Raw genomic sequence first — 20,924 nt, 5'->3', positions numbered from 1 at the left:
ATACTGGCTAAAGGTACCCTTTAACCAGTATTTTGAAACTAATTTTATATTTTTTGCCGGAGATAGGAGAGTACTTTTGATGGCGTAATACATTTGATATTCCCATCTTCTGCTTTCAAGGATATCTGTTCCTTGCCGTATCCTCCGATCAGGCCCGGATCGGTTGGGCCAAACAGCGTAATATTAGGGCGATCCAGTGCGGCGGTGAGGTGGCTCAGGCCAGTATCAACAGAGACAATAGCTTGTGCCCCCGCCAATTCCTGAGCGACTTGTGCTAACGTCAGTTTTGGCAGAACTTCCACATGAGGGAGATCTTCCGCTAGCCTCAATGCACGTTGGTGCTCATGTTCTGCTCCCCAGGGAAGTTTAATTCGCATACCAGTCGGCTGAATCTCAGCAATAAGCTGACGCCAATGGCTTTCCGGCCAGTGTTTTTCATCACGGGTAGTGGCGTGGAGAAAGACCAGATAATTCCCTTGATTTTCTGATTGCTGCTTTAAAAAGTGACGGGCAATACCATAATCGCCCAGCTCTGCGGGTTTAGCATAACCCAGGCTGACAGCAAACAGCTCGCGGATACGTTCTACGGCATGTTGCTGCTTGCTGACTGCATGGCGGCAATCATAAAAAAAACTCGCTAATGGCTCACGGATACTTTTACGGTCGTAACCATGTTTAGGGCCATGAACTAATCGAGTGACCAGAAATGCACTCTTTAATAACCCCTGAGCATCAATAATGGCATCATAATGATGTAATTTTAGTTTTTCTTTAAATAAACGGCGTTCTGCGCGGATCTCTTTACCAAACCAGTTCTTACGCCAGCGGCGAATAGCAACAGGAATAACTTGATCGACTGCACTGTGCCAACCGGGAATTTGTGCAAATCCTTCTTCTACCACCCAGTCAAAACGGACGCCAGGCAGGTTTTTTTCTGCATCAGTCAGTGCGGGGAGAGAGTGAAGTACATCTCCCATGGAAGAAGTCTTAACCAGTAAAACCCGCATTAATCCTGGTTCTCCGCTTGTAATAATTTATCCAGAGAAGCTATAACCTGCTCTGGTTGAATATCAATCAGACTCTGATGATAGCCGTGTGCACTGTCACCTTTTCTGACCTTATGATAGCCAGTAATAAGGCGGATAACTTCTGCTTTATCAGACAATGGCGGAGTAAAATCTGGGCTGCTTGGGCCGTAGAGTGCAACGAGAGGGCGATTGAGTGCCGCGGCGACATGCATCAAACCGGAATCGTTGGTCACAATAGCATCACAGGCCGCAATAATATTGACCGCCTGCTCAAGAGATGTTTGTCCGGCAAGATTGATGCAGTATTCACGGGTTTCTTCAGTCAGTGACTTGCGGATATCTTCTCCACCTTCATGATCTTTGGCGGAACCAAACAGCAGAATTTGATATCCCTTTTTAGTGATAAGCTGTTGAGCCAACGCGGCATAATGATAGTGCGGCCAACGTTTTGCCGGGCCAAACTCTGCTCCGGGACAGAAACCGATAATCGTCCGGTGATCAGAAATATTGAATGCCGCGGTAGATTCAGCAACATCTTCATCACTGACAGCCAACTGAGGCCACAGTAATGGTTGAGGAAGCTCCGTAGCGCTACTGAGTTTTGCATCGTAAGCCAATGCGATATAGCGTTGAACCATTAATGGGAAAGCCTCTTTATTCAATATACGAATATCGTTGAGCAATCCATATCTCATTTCACCGCGCCAGCCGGTACGCAGAGGAATATTGGCGAAGAAAGGCACCAACGCAGATTTAAAAGAGTTTGGCAGCACATAAGCGCGATCATATTTATGTTCACGCAGTGCGACGCCAAGACGACGGCGCTCTCCCAATGCCAGTGCTCCATGGCCTAATGGCATTGCCAGTGTCTGATTGACTTCCGGCATTTTTGCCAGTAGCGGACGGCACCAGGCTGGAGCCATTACATCAATTTCTGCATTAGGGTGCAGGGCCTTGAATGTCCGGTAAAGGCTCTGCGACATCATCATGTCACCCACCCACGAAGGGCCGATCACCAATATTTTCATAATGAGTAGGTTATTTATCCTGATTAAGCCAATGCATATATTCCGTGACGCCTTCGGCGACTGTTTTGAATGGTTTATCATAACCAGCCGCGTGAAGTTTAGTCAGATCTGCCTGAGTGAAGCGCTGATAACGGCCTTTCAAATGTTCAGGAAAATTAATGTACTCAACGGCTGGTGATTTATCTTTATGGAATTCAACAACCGCATCTGCAACTGCCTGGAAAGATTCAGAGCGACCTGTTCCACAGTTATAAATACCGGAGACGCCGTTTTTCCAGAACCACAGATTAACCGCAGCGGCATCACCAACATAGATAAAATCACGTTGAAAGCTTTCACTGCCGGCAAATAGTTTGGGGTTTTGCCCCTGATTGATTTGACTGTTCAGATGGAATGCCACACTGGCCATACTGCCTTTGTGCCCTTCGCGTGGCCCATACACATTGAAATAACGGAAACCACAAATCTGGGAATCAGCGTGAGGCAAGAGCTCCCGGACATACTGGTCGAACAGGAACTTAGAGTAGCCGTAAACATTGAGAGGTTTTTCATATTGACGTTCCTCAATAAAATTATCACTGCGTCCACCATAGGTTGCTGCGGAAGAGGCGTACAAGAAAGGAATTCCACGTTCAAGGCAATAGTGCAGCAACTCTTTTGAATATTGATAGTTATTATCCATCATATATTTACCATCCCACTCGGTTGTGGATGAGCAAGCGCCTTCATGGAAAACAGCGTCAATATCACCTAAATCATCACCGGCCAGGATGCTAACAATAAACTCTTCCTTATCCATGTAATCAGCAATATCCAGGTCAGCCAGATTGGCGAACTTAGTACCATCTTTCAGATTATCTACGACCAGAATATCTTTATATCCTTCGTCATTTAGTGCTTTGACAATATTGCTGCCAATAAATCCAGCACCGCCAGTGACAATGATCATCAGACTCACCTCTATCAATCGGGTTAATGAAGCAAATTGCTTCTATAATAACATCTAACATCTATGACGACAGCAGCTTAAGCAGGGGAATATACTGAAATATTATGGTCATTCAGGTTGCATGACGTGACGGATACAGCAAAGTTAATATTAAATGCCTGATAGAGTCGTCAGTTGCCTGATCAATGAGTAAAATATGTAACGACCCTTCACTTAAATCAGGAGAAAATAAATGTCAGCATCATTTTATCAGCAAATTAATGAACAATTAGAGCAAGCCCATTCTGAAGGGTTATTTAAAAATGAGCGCATCATCACTTCTGCCCAAAATGCTGACATTGCTGTAGCCGATGGCAGCCACGTTATTAACTTCTGCGCAAATAACTACTTAGGTTTGGCTAATCACCCTGATCTTATTGCTGCCGCTAAAGCGGGAATGGATAGCCACGGTTTTGGTATGGCATCTGTTCGCTTTATTTGTGGGACTCAGGATACTCATAAAGCGCTGGAGAAAAAACTGGCAGAATTTTTGGGTATGGAAGATGCCATTCTTTATTCTTCTTGTTTTGATGCTAATGGCGGTTTATTTGAAACACTGTTTGGGCCGGAAGATGCCATTATCTCGGATGCTCTGAACCACGCTTCTATTATTGATGGCGTCCGCTTATGTAAAGCAAAGCGTTATCGCTATGCCAATAATGATATGCAGGAACTGAGAGCACAATTGGAGCAAGCAAAAGCAGATAACGCGCGTCATATTGTGATTGCAACAGATGGTGTGTTCTCTATGGATGGCGTCATTGCTGACCTGAAATCTATCTGTGATCTGGCGGATGAATTTGGTGCAATGGTGATGGTGGATGACTCCCATGCCGTAGGTTTTGTTGGTGCGCATGGTTGGGGTACGCACGAATATTGTGACGTCATGGATCGTATTGACATCATTACCGGCACATTAGGTAAAGCGCTGGGTGGCGCTTCCGGCGGCTATACTGCGGCGCGTAAAGAAGTTGTTGAGTGGTTGCGCCAGCGTTCACGCCCATATCTGTTCTCCAACTCACTGGCTCCGGCGATTGTCGCGGCATCCATTAAAGTGCTGGATATGCTGAAAGAGGGTGATGCATTACGTGATCGCTTGTGGAAGAACGCCAACTTGTTCCGTGAAAAAATGACCGCGGCGGGTTTCACTCTGGCAGGTGCTGATCACGCGATCATCCCGGTCATGTTAGGCGATGCAAAATTGGCGCAGGAATTTGCCGCAGAATTACTGAAAGAAGGCATTTACGTCACCGGTTTCTTCTATCCGGTAGTACCTAAAAATCAGGCCCGTATCCGCACGCAAATGTCAGCGGCACATACGGAAGAGCAAATTGAACGCGCGGTTGAGGCGTTCACGCGAATTGGTAAGCAATTAAAAGTAATTGCATAAGGCATCTCTATGAAAGCATTGTCAAAGTTAAAAGCAGAAGAAGGCATCTGGATGACCGATGTACCCGAGCCGGAACTGGGGCACAATGATGTGATGATCAAAATCCGTAAAACGGCGATTTGTGGTACGGATGTACACATCTATAACTGGGATGACTGGTCGCAAAAAACAATTCCTGTACCCATGGTTGTGGGTCATGAATATGTGGGTGAAGTGGTTGCTATTGGTCAGGAAGTGAAAGGTTTTAAGATTGGCGACCGGGTGTCTGGCGAAGGGCATATCACTTGTGGTCACTGTCGTAACTGTCGTGGTGGCCGCACTCACTTATGCCGTAATACCATCGGTGTTGGGGTAAACCGTCCGGGTTGTTTTGCTCAATATCTGGTTATCCCTGCGTTTAATGCGTTTAAAATCCCAGATAACATCTCTGATGAACTGGCTTCTATTTTTGACCCATTTGGCAATGCTGTTCATACCGCGCTTTCCTTTGATCTGGTTGGTGAAGATGTGCTGGTTTCCGGTGCAGGCCCAATTGGTATTATGGCTGCGGCAGTGTGTAAACATGTTGGCGCGCGCCATGTTGTGATTACCGACGTTAACGAATATCGCCTTGAACTGGCCCGCAAAATGGGGGTTACCCGTGCAGTGAATGTCAGCAAGGAAAATCTGACAGATGTCATGGCAGAGTTAGGCATGACTGAAGGTTTTGATGTTGGTTTGGAAATGTCCGGCGCACCGGCGGCGTTTCGTACCTTATTGAATACCATGAATCACGGTGGCCGTGTCGCACTGTTGGGTATTCCACCATCAGATATGGCAATCGACTGGAGTCAGGTGATTTTCAAAGGATTGTTTATTAAAGGCATTTATGGCCGTGAGATGTTTGAAACCTGGTACAAAATGGCGACATTGATCCAATCTGGCTTGGATCTAACCCCGATTATCACTCATCGGTTCTCTATTGATGACTTCCAGAAAGGCTTTGACACGATGTGTTCAGGGCAGTCTGGTAAAGTTATTCTGAGCTGGGATTAATCAATAAATTACTACTAAAATTAACAGGCGCTTGCCGTTTTTTGGGCGCCTGTTTTATTAGTCATTTTTTTGGATGACTTTTTATTCTGTTCTACCCTGAGATTTATCGCCAGCCAGTTTCCGGATATGTTGGCTCATTGTATTCACAACAGGGTTATCAACCAGAGTATTACTAATGACCGCCAGATAGTCTTGGGTGGTAACCGTCGTTGGCACCTCTTTTATTTCACACTGCCCGCCCCATTTACGGTGATTGTCGCCAACAGATGTGCTACTTAACAGCATCCTTGGGCTGATCAATTCAATATCAGCGGGAAGCGTTGGCAGTATCTGTTGTAATGCGCGAATAGTTGTCGGATGAGGATGACCGATAGCAAGAGCTGAACCATTCTTACGGGCAATGGAAATTGCCCGGTTTAACTGATAGCGGGTTTCCGCTTCTGACTGCACATCATCCAGAAAAATATTGCGGCGGATAACGCGAACAGGAGTGCCTTGTGCTGCCTTTGTTGCTTGAGTATTTCCAATCGTCACACTATCGAGAAAATAAAGCTCATAGCGGGACAGCGAGCGCATAACCTTCCGCATTCCCGGCAAGCTTGACGTCATCGCGCTGCCCATATGGTTATTTATTCCTACCGCATAAGGGACCTTCTGTATTGCGCGCTGAATAATGCGATCAATCTCTTCACTGCTCATTGTGGGCTGGAGAGTATCCGGTTCTAACCGTTGCTTACTTAAAGGCGCCATTGGCAGGTGGATTAAAATCTCCCGTCCTTGTTTATGGGCTTTTTCAGCCATTTCCCTGCCGTGGGGAGAGTCCGGCAGAATTGCGATAGAAACCGCAACAGGCATCTGCAATATTTTGTTTTCATTATGAGGACGATAGCCAAAGTCATCGATAACAATTGCCAGACGGGCAGCACTGGCTTGCAAGCTCAAGAGTAACAGGACGATAGTGCCAATGAGTTTTGTAAACTTGTGTTGTCTCACCTGATCATCTCCCAAGCCAAGGTTGTGGGTTTACCGCTCTACCCTGACGACGGATTTCAAAATACAGGGCGGGTTGTTCCTGACCGCCACTGTTGCCGACTAGGGCAATGGGTTGCCCGGCACGAACTTGCTGGCCGACACTGACCAGAGCGCTCTGATTATAGCCATAAAGGCTCATATCGCCTTTACCGTGCTCTACAACGACAACCAGCCCATAGCCTTGCAACCAGTCAGCCAACAGTACCCGGCCATCGGATATCGCTTTGACTTCAGTGCCTTCTGTGGCAGAAATCACCATGCCTTTCCAGCGCAGTTCACCTTGCAGTGCTTCACCAAACTCATGTATTACCCTGCCGCGGACAGGCCAGATTGCCTGACCAGCCGGACGGCCAAGGCCACCCGTCCGCGCCATTAATGCGCGTTCATCTTCAGTGGGTTTATAGCTGGAACCTTTTTTCTGCGCTTGTTTCTGTTTCGCCGCAATCTGAGCACGAACACGCGCAGCTTCTCTGGCTTCCCGTTCAGCACGTGCTTTCGCTTCCCGTTCTGCCTTGGCAATTTTATCCCGTAGGCGGGTTTCATTTTGTTTTAGTTCAGCGAGACTTTTTTGGTCTTTCTTCAGGGAAGACTCCAGTTCAGTCAGGGTTTTCTGCCGGGCGCTGCGGGCCACTTCCATCTGCTGCTTTTGTTGTTGTTGTTCCGTCAGAACTTGTTTCTGCTCTTCCTGTTTTTGCTGCTCAAGTTTTTTTTGTTCAGTTAAATCAACGGTAGTTTGCTCAAGCTTAACAATAGTATCCTGGCGGGCTTGATTAAGGTAACTATAGTAAGCGAGGATGCGCTCCCCCCTCTTGCCTTCCTCACCTCTGAACATGAGCTCAAGCCCTTGATGCTGCCCTTGACGAAAAGCGGCATCCAATTGACGTGCCAGCATATCCCGTTGCGCTGTTTGTTGTTTCGCCAGTTTCTTGATATTGGCATTAAGCGCGGCAATCTCTTTATGCAGCTTACTGAGTTGAGTTTGGGTACTGTGCAGAGAGAGGCCAACCTTAGAAATTGTATTTTCCTGATCTTTCAGTTGGCTCAACAGCGTACTGCGTTTTTGCTGTTGTTGTTGCACGCTCTTCTCTTTCTCTGCAATGTCTTGCTGAATATTTTTAAGCTGATTTTTATTGTCGATAATCTGATTGGCAAAGGTATGAAAGCTGAAAACAGCGGACAGGAAAGCACAGAACAATAAGGCACGAATTTTATTCTGCCATGAGTTCTGATTGAACCGATAATTACGGCCAGGTATTTCCTTGTTATTTGCCATTTCTATAAATATACCTTGCGACTGTATAGCATCAGATTATTTCATGTTGAACAATTGGTTACCAGATACTGTGCTGATTTTTTATACTTCCGGATAGTCCGGATAATATGGTTTCAACGTTGAAATCAGATAATAACTGGGCACATTAGCCACTTTAGCCTATTTATTGCTTAAATTCCTGTATTCATTCAGTGTGGCAGAGAATCTTCTGATCGTGTACTTAACGTGTTCCATTTCCAGCGTATTTTTATTTTTTCTCGAAACTCTCCGCAAAATTTGCATTGCGCTTGTGCTATTTGGCTGTAATTGACGCAGCACAAAGGTATACTCTGAAGACTTAGATATTTGTTAATAACCAACGGGAGTTTTTGCCCCCATGCTGCAAGAAATCATGCAATTTATTAATCAGCACATGATGTTAAGCCTCATCTGGATTGCGCTGCTGGTTGCCGTTATTGTGACTACGATGAACAGTCTCTTCTCTAAAACTAAAGAGATAACCCGTGCACAAGCGATTAATCTGATCAATAAAGAAGAAGCCATCGTCGTGGATTTACGTTCCCGTGAAGATTTCCGCAAAGGGCATATCATTGGTTCAATAAACCTGACCCCATCTGAAATTAAAGACAACAACCTGGCTGAGTTGGAAAAACATAAAAAGCAGCCGGTGATTGTTGTTTCAGCGAATGGCACTGAATCGCGTACCCCGGCAGAGAATCTTCTCCGTGCTGGTTTTGAACGCGTATGTTCCCTGAAAGAAGGTCTGGTGGGTTGGACAGGCGAAAACTTACCATTGGCGCGTGGTAAAAAGTAATCATTTTGGGTGTGAGTGGAGACATTCACGTAAAAAAAATTTAATAAGGACATCTAAAGGTAGCAATTATTATGTCAGAACAAAACAACACAGAAATGGCTTTCCAGATCCAACGTATCTACACCAAAGATATCTCTTTTGAAGCGCCAAACGCACCGCAGGTGTTCCAACAGGAATGGCAGCCGGAAGTAAAGCTCGATCTGGATACGGCTTCCAGTGAGTTGGCACAGGGGGTTTATGAAGTTGTTCTGCGTGTAACTGTGACGGCAGCTTTGGGAGAAGAGACGGCATTCCTGTGTGAAATACAGCAAGGCGGTATTTTCTCTATTGAAGGTATCGAAGGAACTCAGCTGGCTCATTGCCTAGGTGCATATTGTCCGAATATCCTGTTCCCATATGCCCGTGAATGCATCACCAGCTTGGTGAGTCGTGGTACCTTCCCGCAACTCAACCTGGCTCCGGTAAACTTTGATGCTCTGTTCATGAACTACCTGCAACAGCAGGCAGAACAGCCTCAGAATGATGAACAAGCTCAACAGGAAGCTTAATGAATAGTACTGTTTCTATGACAGTTATCGGTGCCGGTTCATACGGCACCGCATTAGCCATTACCTTGGCACGTAATGGTCATGATGTTGTGCTTTGGGGGCATGACCCAGAGCATATTCAGGCATTGCAACAGGCACGTTGCAATCAGAAATTTCTGCCGGATGTCTCCTTCCCTGACAGCTTATTGCTTGAAACAGACTTGACAAAAGCACTGACAGCAAGCCGCAACATTCTTGTTGTGGTTCCCAGCCATGTGTTTGGTGAAGTATTAAAACAAGTAAAACCCCATCTGCTGCCTGATTCGCGGATCGTTTGGGCAACTAAAGGCTTGGAAGCGGATACTGGTCGGTTATTGCAGGACGTGGCCCGAGAGATATTAGGCGACAAAATACCGTTGGCGGTGCTTTCTGGCCCAACCTTTGCGAAAGAATTAGCGGCGGGTTTACCCACAGCGATAGCGATTTCAGCCACTGAATCTGCTTTTAGTGATGAACTTCAGCAACTATTCCACTGTGGCAAAAGCTTCCGTGTTTATAAAAATCCTGATTTTATTGGCGTTCAACTTGGTGGCGCCGTAAAAAACGTGATTGCTATAGGTGCGGGGATATCTGATGGCATGGGGTTTGGCGCTAATGCTCGTACTGCGCTGATTACCCGAGGATTAACAGAAATGAGTCGCCTGGGTACCGCTCTTGGCGCGGATCCTTCAACCTTTATGGGCATGGCGGGATTGGGCGATTTGGTCTTAACTTGTACAGATAACCAATCACGTAACCGTCGCTTTGGCATGATGCTGGGGCAGGGAATTAGCGTCGAAGAAGCTCAGAATCAGATTGGGCAGGTTGTTGAAGGTTACCGCAACACCAAAGAAGTACGCGCATTGGCCGAACGTGCCGGTGTGGAAATGCCGATTGCAGAACAAATCTATCAAATACTGTATTGCAATAAAAACGTGATAGAAGCTGCTCAAGCATTATTAGGAAGAGCCAGAAAGGACGAGAGCGATAATGTACGCTCTTGAATCAGAAAAAATCTAATAAAAAAGATAGGTTCTAACTGTGAGAGTAAAAAACATGTCGCTGGAAGAATTGGACGAAGTTTGGAAAAACATAAGAACAGAAGCGAGAGCACTGGCTGAATGTGAACCGATGTTAGCCAGTTTTTTTCATGCGACATTACTCAAGCATGAAAATCTCGGTAGTGCTCTAAGTTATATGCTGGCGAATAAACTGGCTACGCCGATTATGCCGGCTATAGCTGTCAGAGAGATCGTCGAAGAGGCTTATAACTCAGATCAAAAAATGATAGTCTCTGCTGCCCGCGACATCATAGCGGTGCGCTTACGTGATCCTGCGGTAGATAAATACTCAACGCCTCTGCTTTACCTCAAAGGATTCCATGCCTTGCAAGCCTATCGTATTGCCCATTGGATATGGGGAGAAGGGCGTAAAGCATTGGCTATTTACCTACAAAACCAAATCTCGATGTCTTTTAGTGTTGATATTCACCCGGCAGCCAAGATTGGTTGTGGCATCATGCTTGACCACGCTACCGGCATTGTGATTGGTGAAACGGCGGTGGTGGAGAATGACGTTTCTATCCTGCAATCCGTCACCCTTGGTGGTACAGGTAAAACAGGTGGCGATCGTCATCCGAAAGTCAGGGAAGGGGTGATGATTGGCGCGGGTTCTAAAATACTTGGCAATATAGAAATTGGTCGTGGGGCAAAAATTGGCGCTGGCTCAGTCGTCCTTCGCTCGGTTCCACCACACACAACAGCTGCTGGTGTGCCAGCCCGTATTGTCGGTAAACCTGAAAGCGAAAAGCCATCATTGGATATGAACCAACATTTTAATGGTATCAACAATGGCTTTGAGTATGGTGATGGGATTTGATTTTGTGAATAAAACCGCGTTTGAGAAATATCGTTCACAAAACTGAATAGTCAAAAATGCCGTGATCTTTTAATTGATTAGATGCACGGCATTAACTTTAAGCAATGGCAATTACTCTTTCAATAAAGCACCTGAATAACCCAATTGCCGCCAGGCTTCAAAAACCACAACAGCAACTGAATTAGAAAGATTCATGCTTCGGCTGTCTGCCAGCATTGGGATACGGATCTTTTGTTGGGGTGGCAGATTATCCAGAACATAAGATGGTAACCCTCGGGTTTCCGGCCCGAACATCAAATAATCCCCATCCTGATAACTTACCGCACTGTGTGCCGGCGTTCCTTTCGTGGTGAGTGCAAACAGCCGGGCAGAAGATTCTCCAGTTAACCCTTCATTCCCCAAAAAGGCGTAATAATCATGATGCTGTTTGATATTGGCAAACTCATGATAATCCAGCCCGGCCCGACGCAGTCGTTTATCATCCCAGGTAAAGCCCAGAGGCTGAATCAGATGTAATTGAAAGCCAGTATTGGCACAAAGACGAATAATATTACCGGTATTAGGCGGGATTTCAGGTTCAAATAAAACGATGTTTAGCATAATGCCCCCCAGAAACGAGGGGCACAGATTAGCAGAAATAAGATAGAGATGCAGGAGGATTTATTGAGGGTGACAATTCTTCAGCTACGAAAACCATTAGGATTATTCTTCTGCCAGTTCCAGCTATCGCGCATCATATCGTCAATATTGCGTATCGCTTGCCAGCTAAGAGTATTGAGAGCTCTGGATGGATCAGACCAACATTCAGCAATATCTCCAGGGCGTCTATCTGTGATCTTGTATGGAATTGCTTTACCTGCTGCTTTTTCAAAAGCATGAAGTAGCTCAAGTACAGAATAACCAGTACCAGTGCCTAAGTTGAATACCTCATAAGATTGTTGTTTAGCCAGATAGTCAATCGCGGCAATATGGCCTTCAGCTAAATCCATCACATGAATATAGTCACGAACACCGGTACCGTCTTTGGTTGGGTAATTGTTGCCATAAATGGATAAACATTCCAGACGACCAATCGCGACCTGAGTGATATAAGGCAGCAGGTTATTAGGGATACCATTGGGATCTTCACCAATCATTCCAGATGGGTGTGCACCAACAGGGTTGAAATATCTCAGGCTAGTGATTTTGAAACTTGGTTCGGCTGCGGCAAAATCTTCTAGAATTTGCTCAACCATTAGTTTGGAGGTGCCATAAGGGTTGGTTGTACCACCTACTTTGGCATTTTCAGTTAGTGGGACAAATTCAGGATCACCATAAACCGTTGCAGATGAGCTGAAAATCAGTTGATGTACACCATTGGCACGCATAGCCTGTAACAAAACTAAAGTACCAGTAACATTGTTCTGATAATACTCAAGTGGCTTTCTGGTGGATTCACCAACCGCTTTTAAGCCTGCGAAATGAATCACAGATTCAATGTTATTTTCCTGGAAAATCTTATTGAGTAAATCTAAATCAAGTACATCTCCTTGATAGAATTTCACTGATTTGCCAGTGAGTTTTTCAACTCTGCGAAGAGATTCTGGTGATGAGTTGCAGAGATTATCGATAACAACAACATCAGATCCTTTTTCTAAAAGGGCTAATACTGTATGTGAGCCGATGTAGCCGGTTCCGCCGGTGATGAGGGTTGGCATTTAAATATTCCTGTGTACTTTATTAATTATTTCTGAGTTCATGATAATCTAACCAATACAATCCCTTATTATCTCAGGTAAAAGACAGATAATGTTTAGTATATAGATTTTATATTAACTGTTATTTAAATCCCATTTATAAAAGTCGCGAGGGGTGCTATTTTCTAAAGGAACTCGCTGAATAAAACCTGTTTCAGTCATAGTATTTGATTAAGCTGAATACGAGCTTAAAAGTTTATTTTTTAAATATTCTTATTGAAGAACCTGAAAATAAACTGTTCCGTTGTCAGTGATATTCTGTATTTATAGAAATACTATGGCACACAGTTTTACCTCACGATTAATAGGCACCATCTCGTTTAATTACTACATTGACTGTTTTAAACAAAATCGCAATATCATTCCAAAGTGCCCAATTTTTTACATACCAGCTATCAAGATATACGCGTGTCGCATAGTCAACATCGTTACGTCCACTCACTTGCCACAGTCCCGTCATACCAGGTTTCGCCATGAGATAATATGACTTGTCATCTCCGTAGCGTTCAAGTTCTTCCTGAACGATGGGTCTTGGACCAACGAGACTCATCTCCCCTCTTAATACATTGATCAACTGTGGAAGCTCATCAAGACTGGTCTTACGCAGAAAGTGGCCGATAGGGGTGATTCTTGGGTCATTCTTGAGCTTGAAATCCTTCTTCCATTCTTCCATGGCGTTCTGATCTGTCTTGAGCAGATTTTCCAGCACTTCTTTAGAGTTGATAATCATGGAGCGAAACTTCAAACATTTAAATCGGCGCTCTCCTTGCCCTATACGCTCATGACCATAGAAGGGAGACGCTCCATCACGGGAAACCTTCCAGCCGATAAAAAGAAACAGAGGGGAAAGGAGTATCAACAGAAGGGAAGAAACGACAATATCGAAACCACGCTTAAGAATACTCGATGACCGTCTGGCCAGATTATTCTTAACCCTCAGCATCAAAAGTTCATGGCTAAAAGAGTGAGACACATCAGTGCCATAGAGTGGCACCCCGCGTAAGGTTGGGATCACTGAGATATTACGAACACCATGGGCAGAGAGATAACGCAGCCACTCGTCCTGTAGTTCGTTCTGTTCATACTCAAGAGCGATGAAGATCTTGTGTTGATGGTGCCTTTCAAGCAACTGCTCAGGAGTGAGATGAAAGAGCGGAAGCGTTTCCACCGGACTGACAGCACAATTATTGTTTGGAGCAACAAAGCCTATGACCCCAAAGCCAAGTAAACGCTCGCTGCATATAGCCAGATAAGCTTCACGAGCGTTATTTCCACTGCCGATGATAATAGTCGGCATACTCCAGTATCTAAGCTTAACTAGTAACAGTTTAGTCAGCCACCGGCAAAATGGCAGGGCGAACATGATAATCAACCAGAACATTGCCCACTGGTAGCGAGAGAAATTCCACTTAGAGATAGCCACTATAGCCAAATCGGCCACGGCCAGTCCGATGATCATCAGCAGAGTTTCCCTCAGCTCATTCCAGAATGGCTTGTGGTAAGTGTAATGTCGCAAATGCGCCCAAGACCAGAGAAGCGCAGCTAAGGCAATTGCCAGAAAACTCCATGCTCTAGCCACATCCGATCCGTTTTTAAATACGAGGGAGAATGAAACATCGGTACGAATACTTTCAAACCACCATGAAAGAACAAAAGCACCAGCCATAGCCAGAAAGTCGCTTGCCATCAGAGAAAAACGGTTAACAGATGCTGAATAATTTCCATATTCGAGATGTCCGTCCTTCGAGTGCCGGATCATTGCTTTTGAATCCATATAATATTTACCTAAATTCGAAAGAGTATTCGGCAAAGTGCTAAATAAGCACTTTGCCGTAAGTTGCAATCATTTTTGGGTTGCAAGTGCGTCCAGACAGGTTCTGACAGCCTCTTTTGCCCTATCTATATCGTCGGCTTCAGCGTAGCAGCGTAGCTCTGGCGCATTACCGGATGGACGCAGGTGGACAATAATATTGTTATCAAGGGTCATTCTTAAACCATCAGTGAGATCAATATGAATAATTTGGCGATTATCGAGCCCCAATGAAGCCAGTAGTTGCTCTGGAGCCTGAATTCCTTTATCCAAAATAGTGCGGCTCAATGTTGCGGGAAATTCTTTAAGCCTGTCGGAATGCGTGTAACGCGAGGGCAGAGCACCCACCAGAGAAGCAACCCCTTTATCTTTGCTTGCACTCAATACGATAAGCGCGGGTAAAAGTGCATCTCGAGTAGGAAGAGCCGCTAATACTTTGTTTCCTACATCAACATCACTGCCGAGCAAGAAGCCGCCATTAGCTTCAAAACCGGCAATACGTTTAAACTGATGTGAAAGCGACACAAATTCGGCAATAACATAGGGAGAACCGATTTTGGTCAAAACAACACTGGCGAAACGACCACAACGCTGCACTGCACTGTTGCAGCTCACGGGTACTGCCAGAGCTTCGATGCCTAAGGCATCAGCACACAATAGCCCTAGTATGTCACCTCTCAACCACTCCCCGTGTTCATCCGCTAGCAACGGGCGATCACCATCGCCGTCAGTCGAGAAGATGGCATCCAGAGCAAGTTCGTCCGACCAGTCTCTGGCTTTAAGTCGATCTTCCTCAGCTACAGCCTCTGTATCAATGGGAACAAATTTATCAGTACGCTCAAGCGAAATAACCTCCGCCCCCAATGATATGAAAAGAGGGGCATAAAGATCGCGCCCGGCACTAGAGTGTTCATAGATACCAATACGTTTTCCTGCCAGCAGATCTGCGGAAAACAGAGAGCGGTAACGATTTATATATGCTTCGGCGGCATCTGATAAGACAATCGGCGATGTCATTTCAGTAAGGGGGGCAAAAATAACCTCTGTCAAGAGGATAGTTTCTTCGTCTGCCTTACTGATTTCCCCATCGGGGCGGTAAAATTTGAGTCCATTACGGTCAAAGGGAATATGACTGCCGGTAACCATGATGCATGGCATACCATCCTGCATTGCCTTATAAGCAAGTGCAGGCGTTGGTATCACTCCATAATAGACAGGTTCAATGCAAACCTGGCGAAGGGCTGTCGCACAAGCCATGACCATATCAGGACTGCTAGGACGGTTGTCGATAGCTAATGCAACTTGGGTTACCTTATATTGCTTCTGCATTACCGATACGAAGGCGTGGGTAAAAGCGGCGCATACATCTGGGGTAAAATCAACAACTAGCCCACGGGCTCCACTGGTACCAAAGATGATACCGCTGGTGGCAATGACCTCCCGGCTACTCAGTTTTTTGTTATTCATTTTCTTCTATTTCCACTCTGCCATAACGATCACTGAGGCGGACAACATCGTCATCTCCTAGATAAGAACCAGACTGGATCTCTATTACTTCCAGCGGAACCTTACCCGGATTTTCTAGAGTATGAACAACTCCCACAGGTATATAAGTAGATTCATTCTCGGTAACCAAATAAGATTTATCTCCCTGAGTTACCCGGGCCGTCCCTGCAACCACAATCCAGTGCTCTGCACGATGATGATGCATCTGGGTAGATAGGCTTTCTCCTGGCCTCACAGTAATGCGCTTGACCTGATAACGTTGCCCTTTATCAATAGAATCGTATCTTCCCCAAGGGCGATAGACTTCCCGATGTAAACGATGCTCTGAACGTCCGGAGTCTTTCAGATTCTCGACAATCTTCTTTACATCTTGTACTTGAGATTGATCCGTAACTAGAACGGCATCTTTGGTCTGAACCACAACCAAATTTTTTACGCCGACAAGACTAACCAAGCTGTTTTCAGAGTAAACGTAATTGCTGCTGCTATTGTGTTGCAATACATCCCCTCTGAATACATTACCATCATCATCCTTTTCTGATATGTCCCACAAGGAAGACCAAGAACCGACATCGGACCAGCCAGCAGACAGAGGAACGACAACGGCATCAGCCGTCTTTTCCATAACTGCATAATCAATCGATTCACTTGGACAGGCGAGAAATGCCGACTTATCTACTCGTACGAAATCGAGATCGGGATTGACAGTTCCCACCGCTGCTGCACAGGCTGAATGAATATCGGGTCGGAACGTTTTGAGTTCATCTAGAAAACGGCTGGCACGGAACAGAAACATGCCGCTATTCCAGTAATATTCTCCACTCTGTAAATATTGTTCTGCGGTCATTGCGTCAGGTTTTTCGACAAACTGCATCACGTCGAAGGCATCCTCCTGCCTGACTCCACGGCGAATGTAGCCATATCCGGTTTCTGCATGGGTAGGTACGATACCGAAGGTGACGAGTTTACCGGCCTCAGCATAAGGGATCGCCTGTCTCACCACATCAATAAAGGTTTCTTCATCCCGAATCACATGATCGGCGGCTAACACCAATAATAGTGGGTCTTCTCTTTCACTTGCTGTTTGAAGAGCGGTGAGTGCTGCCAGTGCAATTGCTGGTGCCGTATTACGCCCGATTGGTTCGAGAATGATGTTGTGTGCCAGCTTGCCCAGTTGACGCAATTGTTCAGCCACCAGAAAACGATGCTCTTCGTTGCAAATTACTAAAGGAGATTCTGTTGATAGTTCTCTCAGACGCTGCACTGTTGTTTGCAGCATGGTGAACTCACCATCAAGTTTAAGAAACTGTTTCGGGTATAACTCGCGGGAAAGAGGCCATAATCGACTGCCAGAACCACCGGCCATGATGACGGGAACAACTGAACGCATAACAATATCTCTATTGGTTAATAATGAATTTGTTTTCTTGCTTGAAACTGTTGCCATTTGTCTTCGACAAAGGAGGCAAATTCCTGAGCAAACCTTGTTTCTGAGAAACGTTCGGCATTTTTACGGCAGGATTGTGGTTGGATCAGGCTAGTGTTACGTTCAAAACGCTCCACAGCCGAATGGAGCGATGTCACATTTTGCTCTTCGAAAAACAACCCTGTAGGATTATCGTTTCCTAATGGTCGAACTGTTTCGAGAGCTCCGCCTTTCCCAAAAGCAATTACAGGAGTGCCACAGGCTTGTGCTTCAACGGGTGTAATACCAAAGTCTTCTTCAGCAGCAAATACAAATGCTTTGGCGCGCTGCATGTAAGACTTAAGTTCTTCAAACGGCTGGTAACCTAGTAAAGTAATGTTGGAATGTCCATCAGCTAGTGCTGCTATTCGTTTGTATTCACTACCATCGCCTATCACAATAAGCTTTTTGTCCGGCATCTGAGTAAAAGCTTCAACAATCAGATCCATTTTTTTATAGGGCACCATGCGTGAAGCGGTAAAATAGAAATCTTCTTTTTGTTCAACGCAAGGAAAATCATCTACGGCAACCGGTGGATAGATAACAGTCGCATCACGACCATAAACTTTTTTGATTCGCCTGGCGATAAAATGAGAATTAGCAATAAAATGGTCAACACCATTAGCAGTACGGTAATCCCATAGCCGTAACTTATGTAATAGCCATTTGGTGATCCACCCTTTAATTCCTTTGTTTAATCCTGATTCTCTTAAATATTGGTGTTGTAGATCCCATGCATAGCGCATTGGAGAATGGACATAACTGATATGTAATTGATCAGGGCCAGTCAGTACCCCTTTGGCGACTGCATGAGAGCTTGATATCACTATATCAGCATGGGTTACATCAAGCTGTTCTATTGCCAAAGGCATCAGAGGTAGATATTTTTGATAGTACTTTCTTGCGGCTGGAAGTTTCTGAATAAATGTAGTCACTGGGTGAATATTATTAAAATGATCACGCTGAGAGTCGGTTAAAAAATCAACTACAGAATACATATTCGCTATAGGGTATAAGTTCAATATTGCAGAAGATACCTGCTCAGAACCAGCATAACTCAGCAACCACTCATGGACCAATGCAATTTTCTTTTCATTTAACTTGTTCATTGGCTACTTGCTCCAAAACTTGCTGAACGCGTTCTGCAACTTTATCCCATGTAAACATTTTTGCTCGTGTTATACCTCGTTCAACCAGCATGGTTCTCAAATCCTTATTTATTACCAGTTGGTTAATTCCGTGAGCTATATCATCAACCGAATAGGGGTCAACCAACAGCGCAGCATCACCGGCCACCTCAGGCAAAGAAGTGATATTAGATGTTAACACTGGTATTCCACACGCCATCGCTTCCAGAATAGGCAGACCAAACCCTTCATAAAGTGAAGGAAATAAGAGTCCCAACGCGCCACGATAAAGAGAAGGGAGATCACTGTCATCAACAAAGCCATGGAAAACGATTCTTTCTGATAGATTAAGCTCTTTTATCAGCGTTGTTAACTCTTTGGTAGGATTACCCGTAAAGAGCAATTTAATAGCTGGGTCAATATTACTCTTTGCAAAGGCCTGAATAAGAGATGGTTCGTTCTTATGAAGCTTTCTATTACTGACACAAAGTAGATAGGAGTATCCAGGTGTAAATGGTTTTACTTTTATATTAAAAACGTCATCAACACCGTTGCCGACATTAATAATTTTATTTCCCGACACACCACTCCATTCGATTATTCTCTTTTTGGAAAATTCCGATACCGTTAATACTCTATTGCTGGTGAAACACCCTCTTTTAATTACTAGATTATAAAATACTCTTTTAAAAAAACCACTATTCTCCTCCCGATCTAAATGATTCAGATCATGGATGGTGAAAACAAAAGCACATTTTGAAAGCAACGGAGGAATATACCCAGGACAGAAAATAACATCTTCTCGGGAAAATTTTTTGGACTTGAAAAATAACCATATAGATGAAAGAGGATTAGATGGTTTACATTTGAGGCTAAATGATCCATTCCACTGTCCTCTTTCATATATTTCTTTGGAAAAACGACCAATTCCCCCCATCATGAGCCATGACTGATCGAACCATATTTTTTTATACATTAGATTTAACCATCGTATGTGAATATTTATCTTTAATTTTCGACGAATAATCCGATAATGCAAGCGCCACAGCAACCCAAAAATATGGCCTCATGATACTGGACTCGAAATTAAGCATCAAAAGCATAGAAAGAATAGCGATAAAAAAAGGCGACTTTTTTTTACGTGATAGGAAGCATATATATACTACAAGTATAAAAAAACCTAACAAGCCAACTATTCCGGAAGTAGCCATTAATTCAATATAAATATTGATAGCAGGTAACCCTTTAGCAGTTAGATATTCAATTCCACCTGAGTAATCATTAATTCCTTTTATTATCGAATATTCTTCGTATGCATTGAATCCCACTCCGAAAAAAGGATGAAGAAGGAAGACATCAATAGCGGAAAGAATTCTTGATATTCTATTTCCTCCCCTTAGGATAAGTTGCTCAAAATCAATATTTCCATTCAAAAAGTTTCGAATAGCAAGTGTATTTAAATCATCGATTATGAAAATATATGCAACGAGAATTGAACCTAGGAGTAATAAAAAAAGTAACATGTATCGGGGTTTTAACATTGTCATGTATATTAATGACACAATAAATACACTCAATAAAAAAATTGCTGAAAATGAAAAACATAAAAATGCCAATGCAAATAAAATATCTAGTTTTATAGATTTCCCACTCATGGCGTTACAAAAAATAGCTGATGTGTATAATACAAGAGATAACCCCATATAAGAAGGTTCATAATAAAAAAATTGCGCTCTCTCGGTTATTCCAAAAACTACAAATAGAATTGAAAAAGTAATTTGTACTCTATATACATAAATTATTATTCTAATTAGCGAATCGCGATTCAAATTTAGTTCCAATATTGCCATATGAATAAAACCAACTACAATGAATATATTCATAAACAGCATTATTGTCGAAAAAAAACTTTTCATTGGAGATAATGAGTAATATATACTTGGGATTAATGTAATCAAGAAGAACAGGCTAACAGTAATATATCCAGTTCTATATTTAAATCTACCAATAAATGTAAGAAAAACTGTAGCTATATAGATGTAGAAAAATCTAATACTATATCCATTGACATTGAAAGATAATAAGTCTGCTCCAGAGAGGAAAATAGTCGTAAACAAGAGGATATATAAAACCGTCTTATTATTATTTTTAATAATGAAGCTCAAAATGTACTCCTAATACATTTTACAAAAATACGTTATATTTATACATCTAAAACAAGCATAAATAGCCATATATTCTCGAATAT

General features: G+C 43.9%; 19 protein-coding genes. 6 read left to right on the top strand and 13 right to left on the bottom strand.

The annotated features are described in order from the left end of the window. Window positions 1–44 precede the first annotated feature (44 nt). From rfaC to rfaD, 3 genes are read right to left on the bottom strand one after another with little or no spacing between them, the layout of a single operon-like run. The gene (gene rfaC / locus ABR397_RS01420; RefSeq protein WP_350304150.1) at window positions 45–1,007 is read right to left on the bottom strand and encodes a lipopolysaccharide heptosyltransferase RfaC; all 963 of its coding nucleotides are present in this window, start codon (window positions 1,005–1,007) and stop codon (window positions 45–47) included. Further along, entirely contained in the window at window positions 1,007–2,056 is a 1,050-nt protein-coding gene (gene rfaF / locus ABR397_RS01415; RefSeq protein WP_350304149.1) for an ADP-heptose--LPS heptosyltransferase RfaF, read from the bottom strand. The genes rfaC and rfaF overlap by 1 nt, the downstream gene beginning before the upstream one ends. A gap of 10 nt (window positions 2,057–2,066) precedes the next feature. After that, window positions 2,067–3,005, bottom strand: coding sequence for an ADP-glyceromanno-heptose 6-epimerase (gene rfaD / locus ABR397_RS01410; RefSeq protein WP_350304148.1), 939 nt, complete (start codon window positions 3,003–3,005; stop codon window positions 2,067–2,069). 232 nt (window positions 3,006–3,237) lie between these two features. Here rfaD and kbl point away from each other — a divergent pair, with 232 nt between their 5' ends. Continuing rightward, window positions 3,238–4,434, top strand: a complete 1,197-nt coding sequence (kbl, locus tag ABR397_RS01405; RefSeq protein WP_350304147.1) for a glycine C-acetyltransferase — start codon at window positions 3,238–3,240, stop codon at window positions 4,432–4,434. 9 nt (window positions 4,435–4,443) lie between these two features. Beyond that, window positions 4,444–5,469 (top strand): L-threonine 3-dehydrogenase, encoded by a 1,026-nt coding sequence (gene tdh, locus ABR397_RS01400; RefSeq protein WP_350304146.1) that lies wholly within the window; start codon window positions 4,444–4,446, stop codon window positions 5,467–5,469. An 81-nt stretch (window positions 5,470–5,550) separates the two neighbouring features. Here tdh and ABR397_RS01395 read toward each other — a convergent pair whose 3' ends face one another. Both ABR397_RS01395 and envC read right to left on the bottom strand, forming a co-directional pair. Then, on the bottom strand, window positions 5,551–6,435 hold the full coding sequence (locus ABR397_RS01395; RefSeq protein ID WP_407072846.1) for a divergent polysaccharide deacetylase family protein: 885 nt from the start codon (window positions 6,433–6,435) through the stop codon (window positions 5,551–5,553). 31 nt (window positions 6,436–6,466) lie between these two features. Then, entirely contained in the window at window positions 6,467–7,774 is a 1,308-nt protein-coding gene (gene envC, locus ABR397_RS01390) for a murein hydrolase activator EnvC (protein ID WP_350304144.1), read from the bottom strand. A 376-nt stretch (window positions 7,775–8,150) separates the two neighbouring features. Here envC and ABR397_RS01385 point away from each other — a divergent pair, with 376 nt between their 5' ends. The 4 genes from ABR397_RS01385 (at window position 8,151) to cysE (ending at window position 11,032) form a co-directional block, all read left to right on the top strand. Beyond that, entirely contained in the window at window positions 8,151–8,588 is a 438-nt protein-coding gene (locus ABR397_RS01385) for a rhodanese-like domain-containing protein (protein ID WP_350304143.1), read from the top strand. 71 nt (window positions 8,589–8,659) lie between these two features. Continuing rightward, window positions 8,660–9,136, top strand: a complete 477-nt coding sequence (gene secB / locus ABR397_RS01380) for a protein-export chaperone SecB (protein ID WP_021324088.1) — start codon at window positions 8,660–8,662, stop codon at window positions 9,134–9,136. Beyond that, window positions 9,136–10,158: an NAD(P)H-dependent glycerol-3-phosphate dehydrogenase gene (gene gpsA / locus ABR397_RS01375; protein ID WP_350304142.1), complete on the top strand. Its 1,023-nt coding sequence runs from the start codon at window positions 9,136–9,138 to the stop codon at window positions 10,156–10,158. Before secB ends, gpsA begins: the two co-directional genes overlap by 1 nt. A 52-nt stretch (window positions 10,159–10,210) precedes the next feature. Continuing rightward, on the top strand, window positions 10,211–11,032 hold the full coding sequence (gene cysE, locus ABR397_RS01370) for a serine O-acetyltransferase (protein ID WP_350304190.1): 822 nt from the start codon (window positions 10,211–10,213) through the stop codon (window positions 11,030–11,032). A gap of 111 nt (window positions 11,033–11,143) precedes the next feature. Here cysE and trmL read toward each other — a convergent pair whose 3' ends face one another. The 8 genes from trmL to ABR397_RS01330 form a co-directional block, all read right to left on the bottom strand. After that, entirely contained in the window at window positions 11,144–11,632 is a 489-nt protein-coding gene (trmL, locus tag ABR397_RS01365) for a tRNA (uridine(34)/cytosine(34)/5-carboxymethylaminomethyluridine(34)-2'-O)-methyltransferase TrmL (protein ID WP_350304141.1), read from the bottom strand. Window positions 11,633–11,712: 80 nt separating this feature from the next. Continuing rightward, complete coding sequence (galE, locus tag ABR397_RS01360) at window positions 11,713–12,729, bottom strand: UDP-glucose 4-epimerase GalE (protein WP_350304140.1); 1,017 nt, start codon at window positions 12,727–12,729, stop codon at window positions 11,713–11,715. Window positions 12,730–13,069: 340 nt separating this feature from the next. Beyond that, window positions 13,070–14,542 (bottom strand): undecaprenyl-phosphate galactose phosphotransferase WbaP, encoded by a 1,473-nt coding sequence (gene wbaP / locus ABR397_RS01355; protein WP_350304139.1) that lies wholly within the window; start codon window positions 14,540–14,542, stop codon window positions 13,070–13,072. A gap of 69 nt (window positions 14,543–14,611) precedes the next feature. Continuing rightward, window positions 14,612–16,045: a phosphomannomutase gene (locus ABR397_RS01350; protein ID WP_350304138.1), complete on the bottom strand. Its 1,434-nt coding sequence runs from the start codon at window positions 16,043–16,045 to the stop codon at window positions 14,612–14,614. Further along, complete coding sequence (locus ABR397_RS01345) at window positions 16,038–17,474, bottom strand: mannose-1-phosphate guanylyltransferase/mannose-6-phosphate isomerase (protein ID WP_350304137.1); 1,437 nt, start codon at window positions 17,472–17,474, stop codon at window positions 16,038–16,040. The genes ABR397_RS01350 and ABR397_RS01345 overlap by 8 nt, the downstream gene beginning before the upstream one ends. Before the next feature lie 17 nt (window positions 17,475–17,491). Continuing rightward, window positions 17,492–18,658: a glycosyltransferase family 4 protein gene (locus ABR397_RS01340; RefSeq protein WP_350304136.1), complete on the bottom strand. Its 1,167-nt coding sequence runs from the start codon at window positions 18,656–18,658 to the stop codon at window positions 17,492–17,494. Beyond that, complete coding sequence (locus tag ABR397_RS01335; protein WP_350304135.1) at window positions 18,642–19,652, bottom strand: glycosyltransferase family 4 protein; 1,011 nt, start codon at window positions 19,650–19,652, stop codon at window positions 18,642–18,644. The genes ABR397_RS01340 and ABR397_RS01335 overlap by 17 nt, the downstream gene beginning before the upstream one ends. Next, entirely contained in the window at window positions 19,645–20,841 is a 1,197-nt protein-coding gene (locus ABR397_RS01330; RefSeq protein ID WP_350304134.1) for an O-antigen ligase family protein, read from the bottom strand. Before ABR397_RS01330 ends, ABR397_RS01335 begins: the two co-directional genes overlap by 8 nt. Between the last annotated feature and the right edge of the window lie 83 nt (window positions 20,842–20,924).

Origin of the sequence: Photorhabdus viridis, from assembly GCF_040256935.1 — a bacterium.
Taxonomy (GTDB): domain Bacteria; phylum Pseudomonadota; class Gammaproteobacteria; order Enterobacterales; family Enterobacteriaceae; genus Photorhabdus; species Photorhabdus viridis.
The sequence above is the reverse complement of the archived record's forward strand: the minus strand, read 5'-3'. Positions and strand labels throughout refer to the sequence as shown.

Excerpts from the sequence above, each read along its gene's own strand:
- rfaC (WP_350304150.1), bottom strand. The coding sequence starts at position 1,007 with ATGCGGGTTTTACTGGTTAAGACTTCTTCCATGGGAGATGTACTTCAC.
- rfaF (WP_350304149.1), bottom strand. The coding sequence starts at position 2,056 with ATGAAAATATTGGTGATCGGCCCTTCGTGGGTGGGTGACATGATGATG.
- rfaD (WP_350304148.1), bottom strand. The coding sequence starts at position 3,005 with ATGATCATTGTCACTGGCGGTGCTGGATTTATTGGCAGCAATATTGTC.
- kbl (WP_350304147.1), top strand. The coding sequence starts at position 3,238 with ATGTCAGCATCATTTTATCAGCAAATTAATGAACAATTAGAGCAAGCC.
- tdh (WP_350304146.1), top strand. The coding sequence starts at position 4,444 with ATGAAAGCATTGTCAAAGTTAAAAGCAGAAGAAGGCATCTGGATGACC.
- envC (WP_350304144.1), bottom strand. The coding sequence starts at position 7,774 with ATGGCAAATAACAAGGAAATACCTGGCCGTAATTATCGGTTCAATCAG.
- ABR397_RS01385 (WP_350304143.1), top strand. The coding sequence starts at position 8,151 with ATGCTGCAAGAAATCATGCAATTTATTAATCAGCACATGATGTTAAGC.
- secB (WP_021324088.1), top strand. The coding sequence starts at position 8,660 with ATGTCAGAACAAAACAACACAGAAATGGCTTTCCAGATCCAACGTATC.
- gpsA (WP_350304142.1), top strand. The coding sequence starts at position 9,136 with ATGAATAGTACTGTTTCTATGACAGTTATCGGTGCCGGTTCATACGGC.
- cysE (WP_350304190.1), top strand. The coding sequence starts at position 10,211 with ATGTCGCTGGAAGAATTGGACGAAGTTTGGAAAAACATAAGAACAGAA.
- trmL (WP_350304141.1), bottom strand. The coding sequence starts at position 11,632 with ATGCTAAACATCGTTTTATTTGAACCTGAAATCCCGCCTAATACCGGT.
- galE (WP_350304140.1), bottom strand. The coding sequence starts at position 12,729 with ATGCCAACCCTCATCACCGGCGGAACCGGCTACATCGGCTCACATACA.
- wbaP (WP_350304139.1), bottom strand. The coding sequence starts at position 14,542 with ATGGATTCAAAAGCAATGATCCGGCACTCGAAGGACGGACATCTCGAA.
- ABR397_RS01350 (WP_350304138.1), bottom strand. The coding sequence starts at position 16,045 with ATGAATAACAAAAAACTGAGTAGCCGGGAGGTCATTGCCACCAGCGGT.
- ABR397_RS01345 (WP_350304137.1), bottom strand. The coding sequence starts at position 17,474 with ATGCGTTCAGTTGTTCCCGTCATCATGGCCGGTGGTTCTGGCAGTCGA.
- ABR397_RS01340 (WP_350304136.1), bottom strand. The coding sequence starts at position 18,658 with ATGAACAAGTTAAATGAAAAGAAAATTGCATTGGTCCATGAGTGGTTG.
- ABR397_RS01335 (WP_350304135.1), bottom strand. The coding sequence starts at position 19,652 with ATGTATAAAAAAATATGGTTCGATCAGTCATGGCTCATGATGGGGGGA.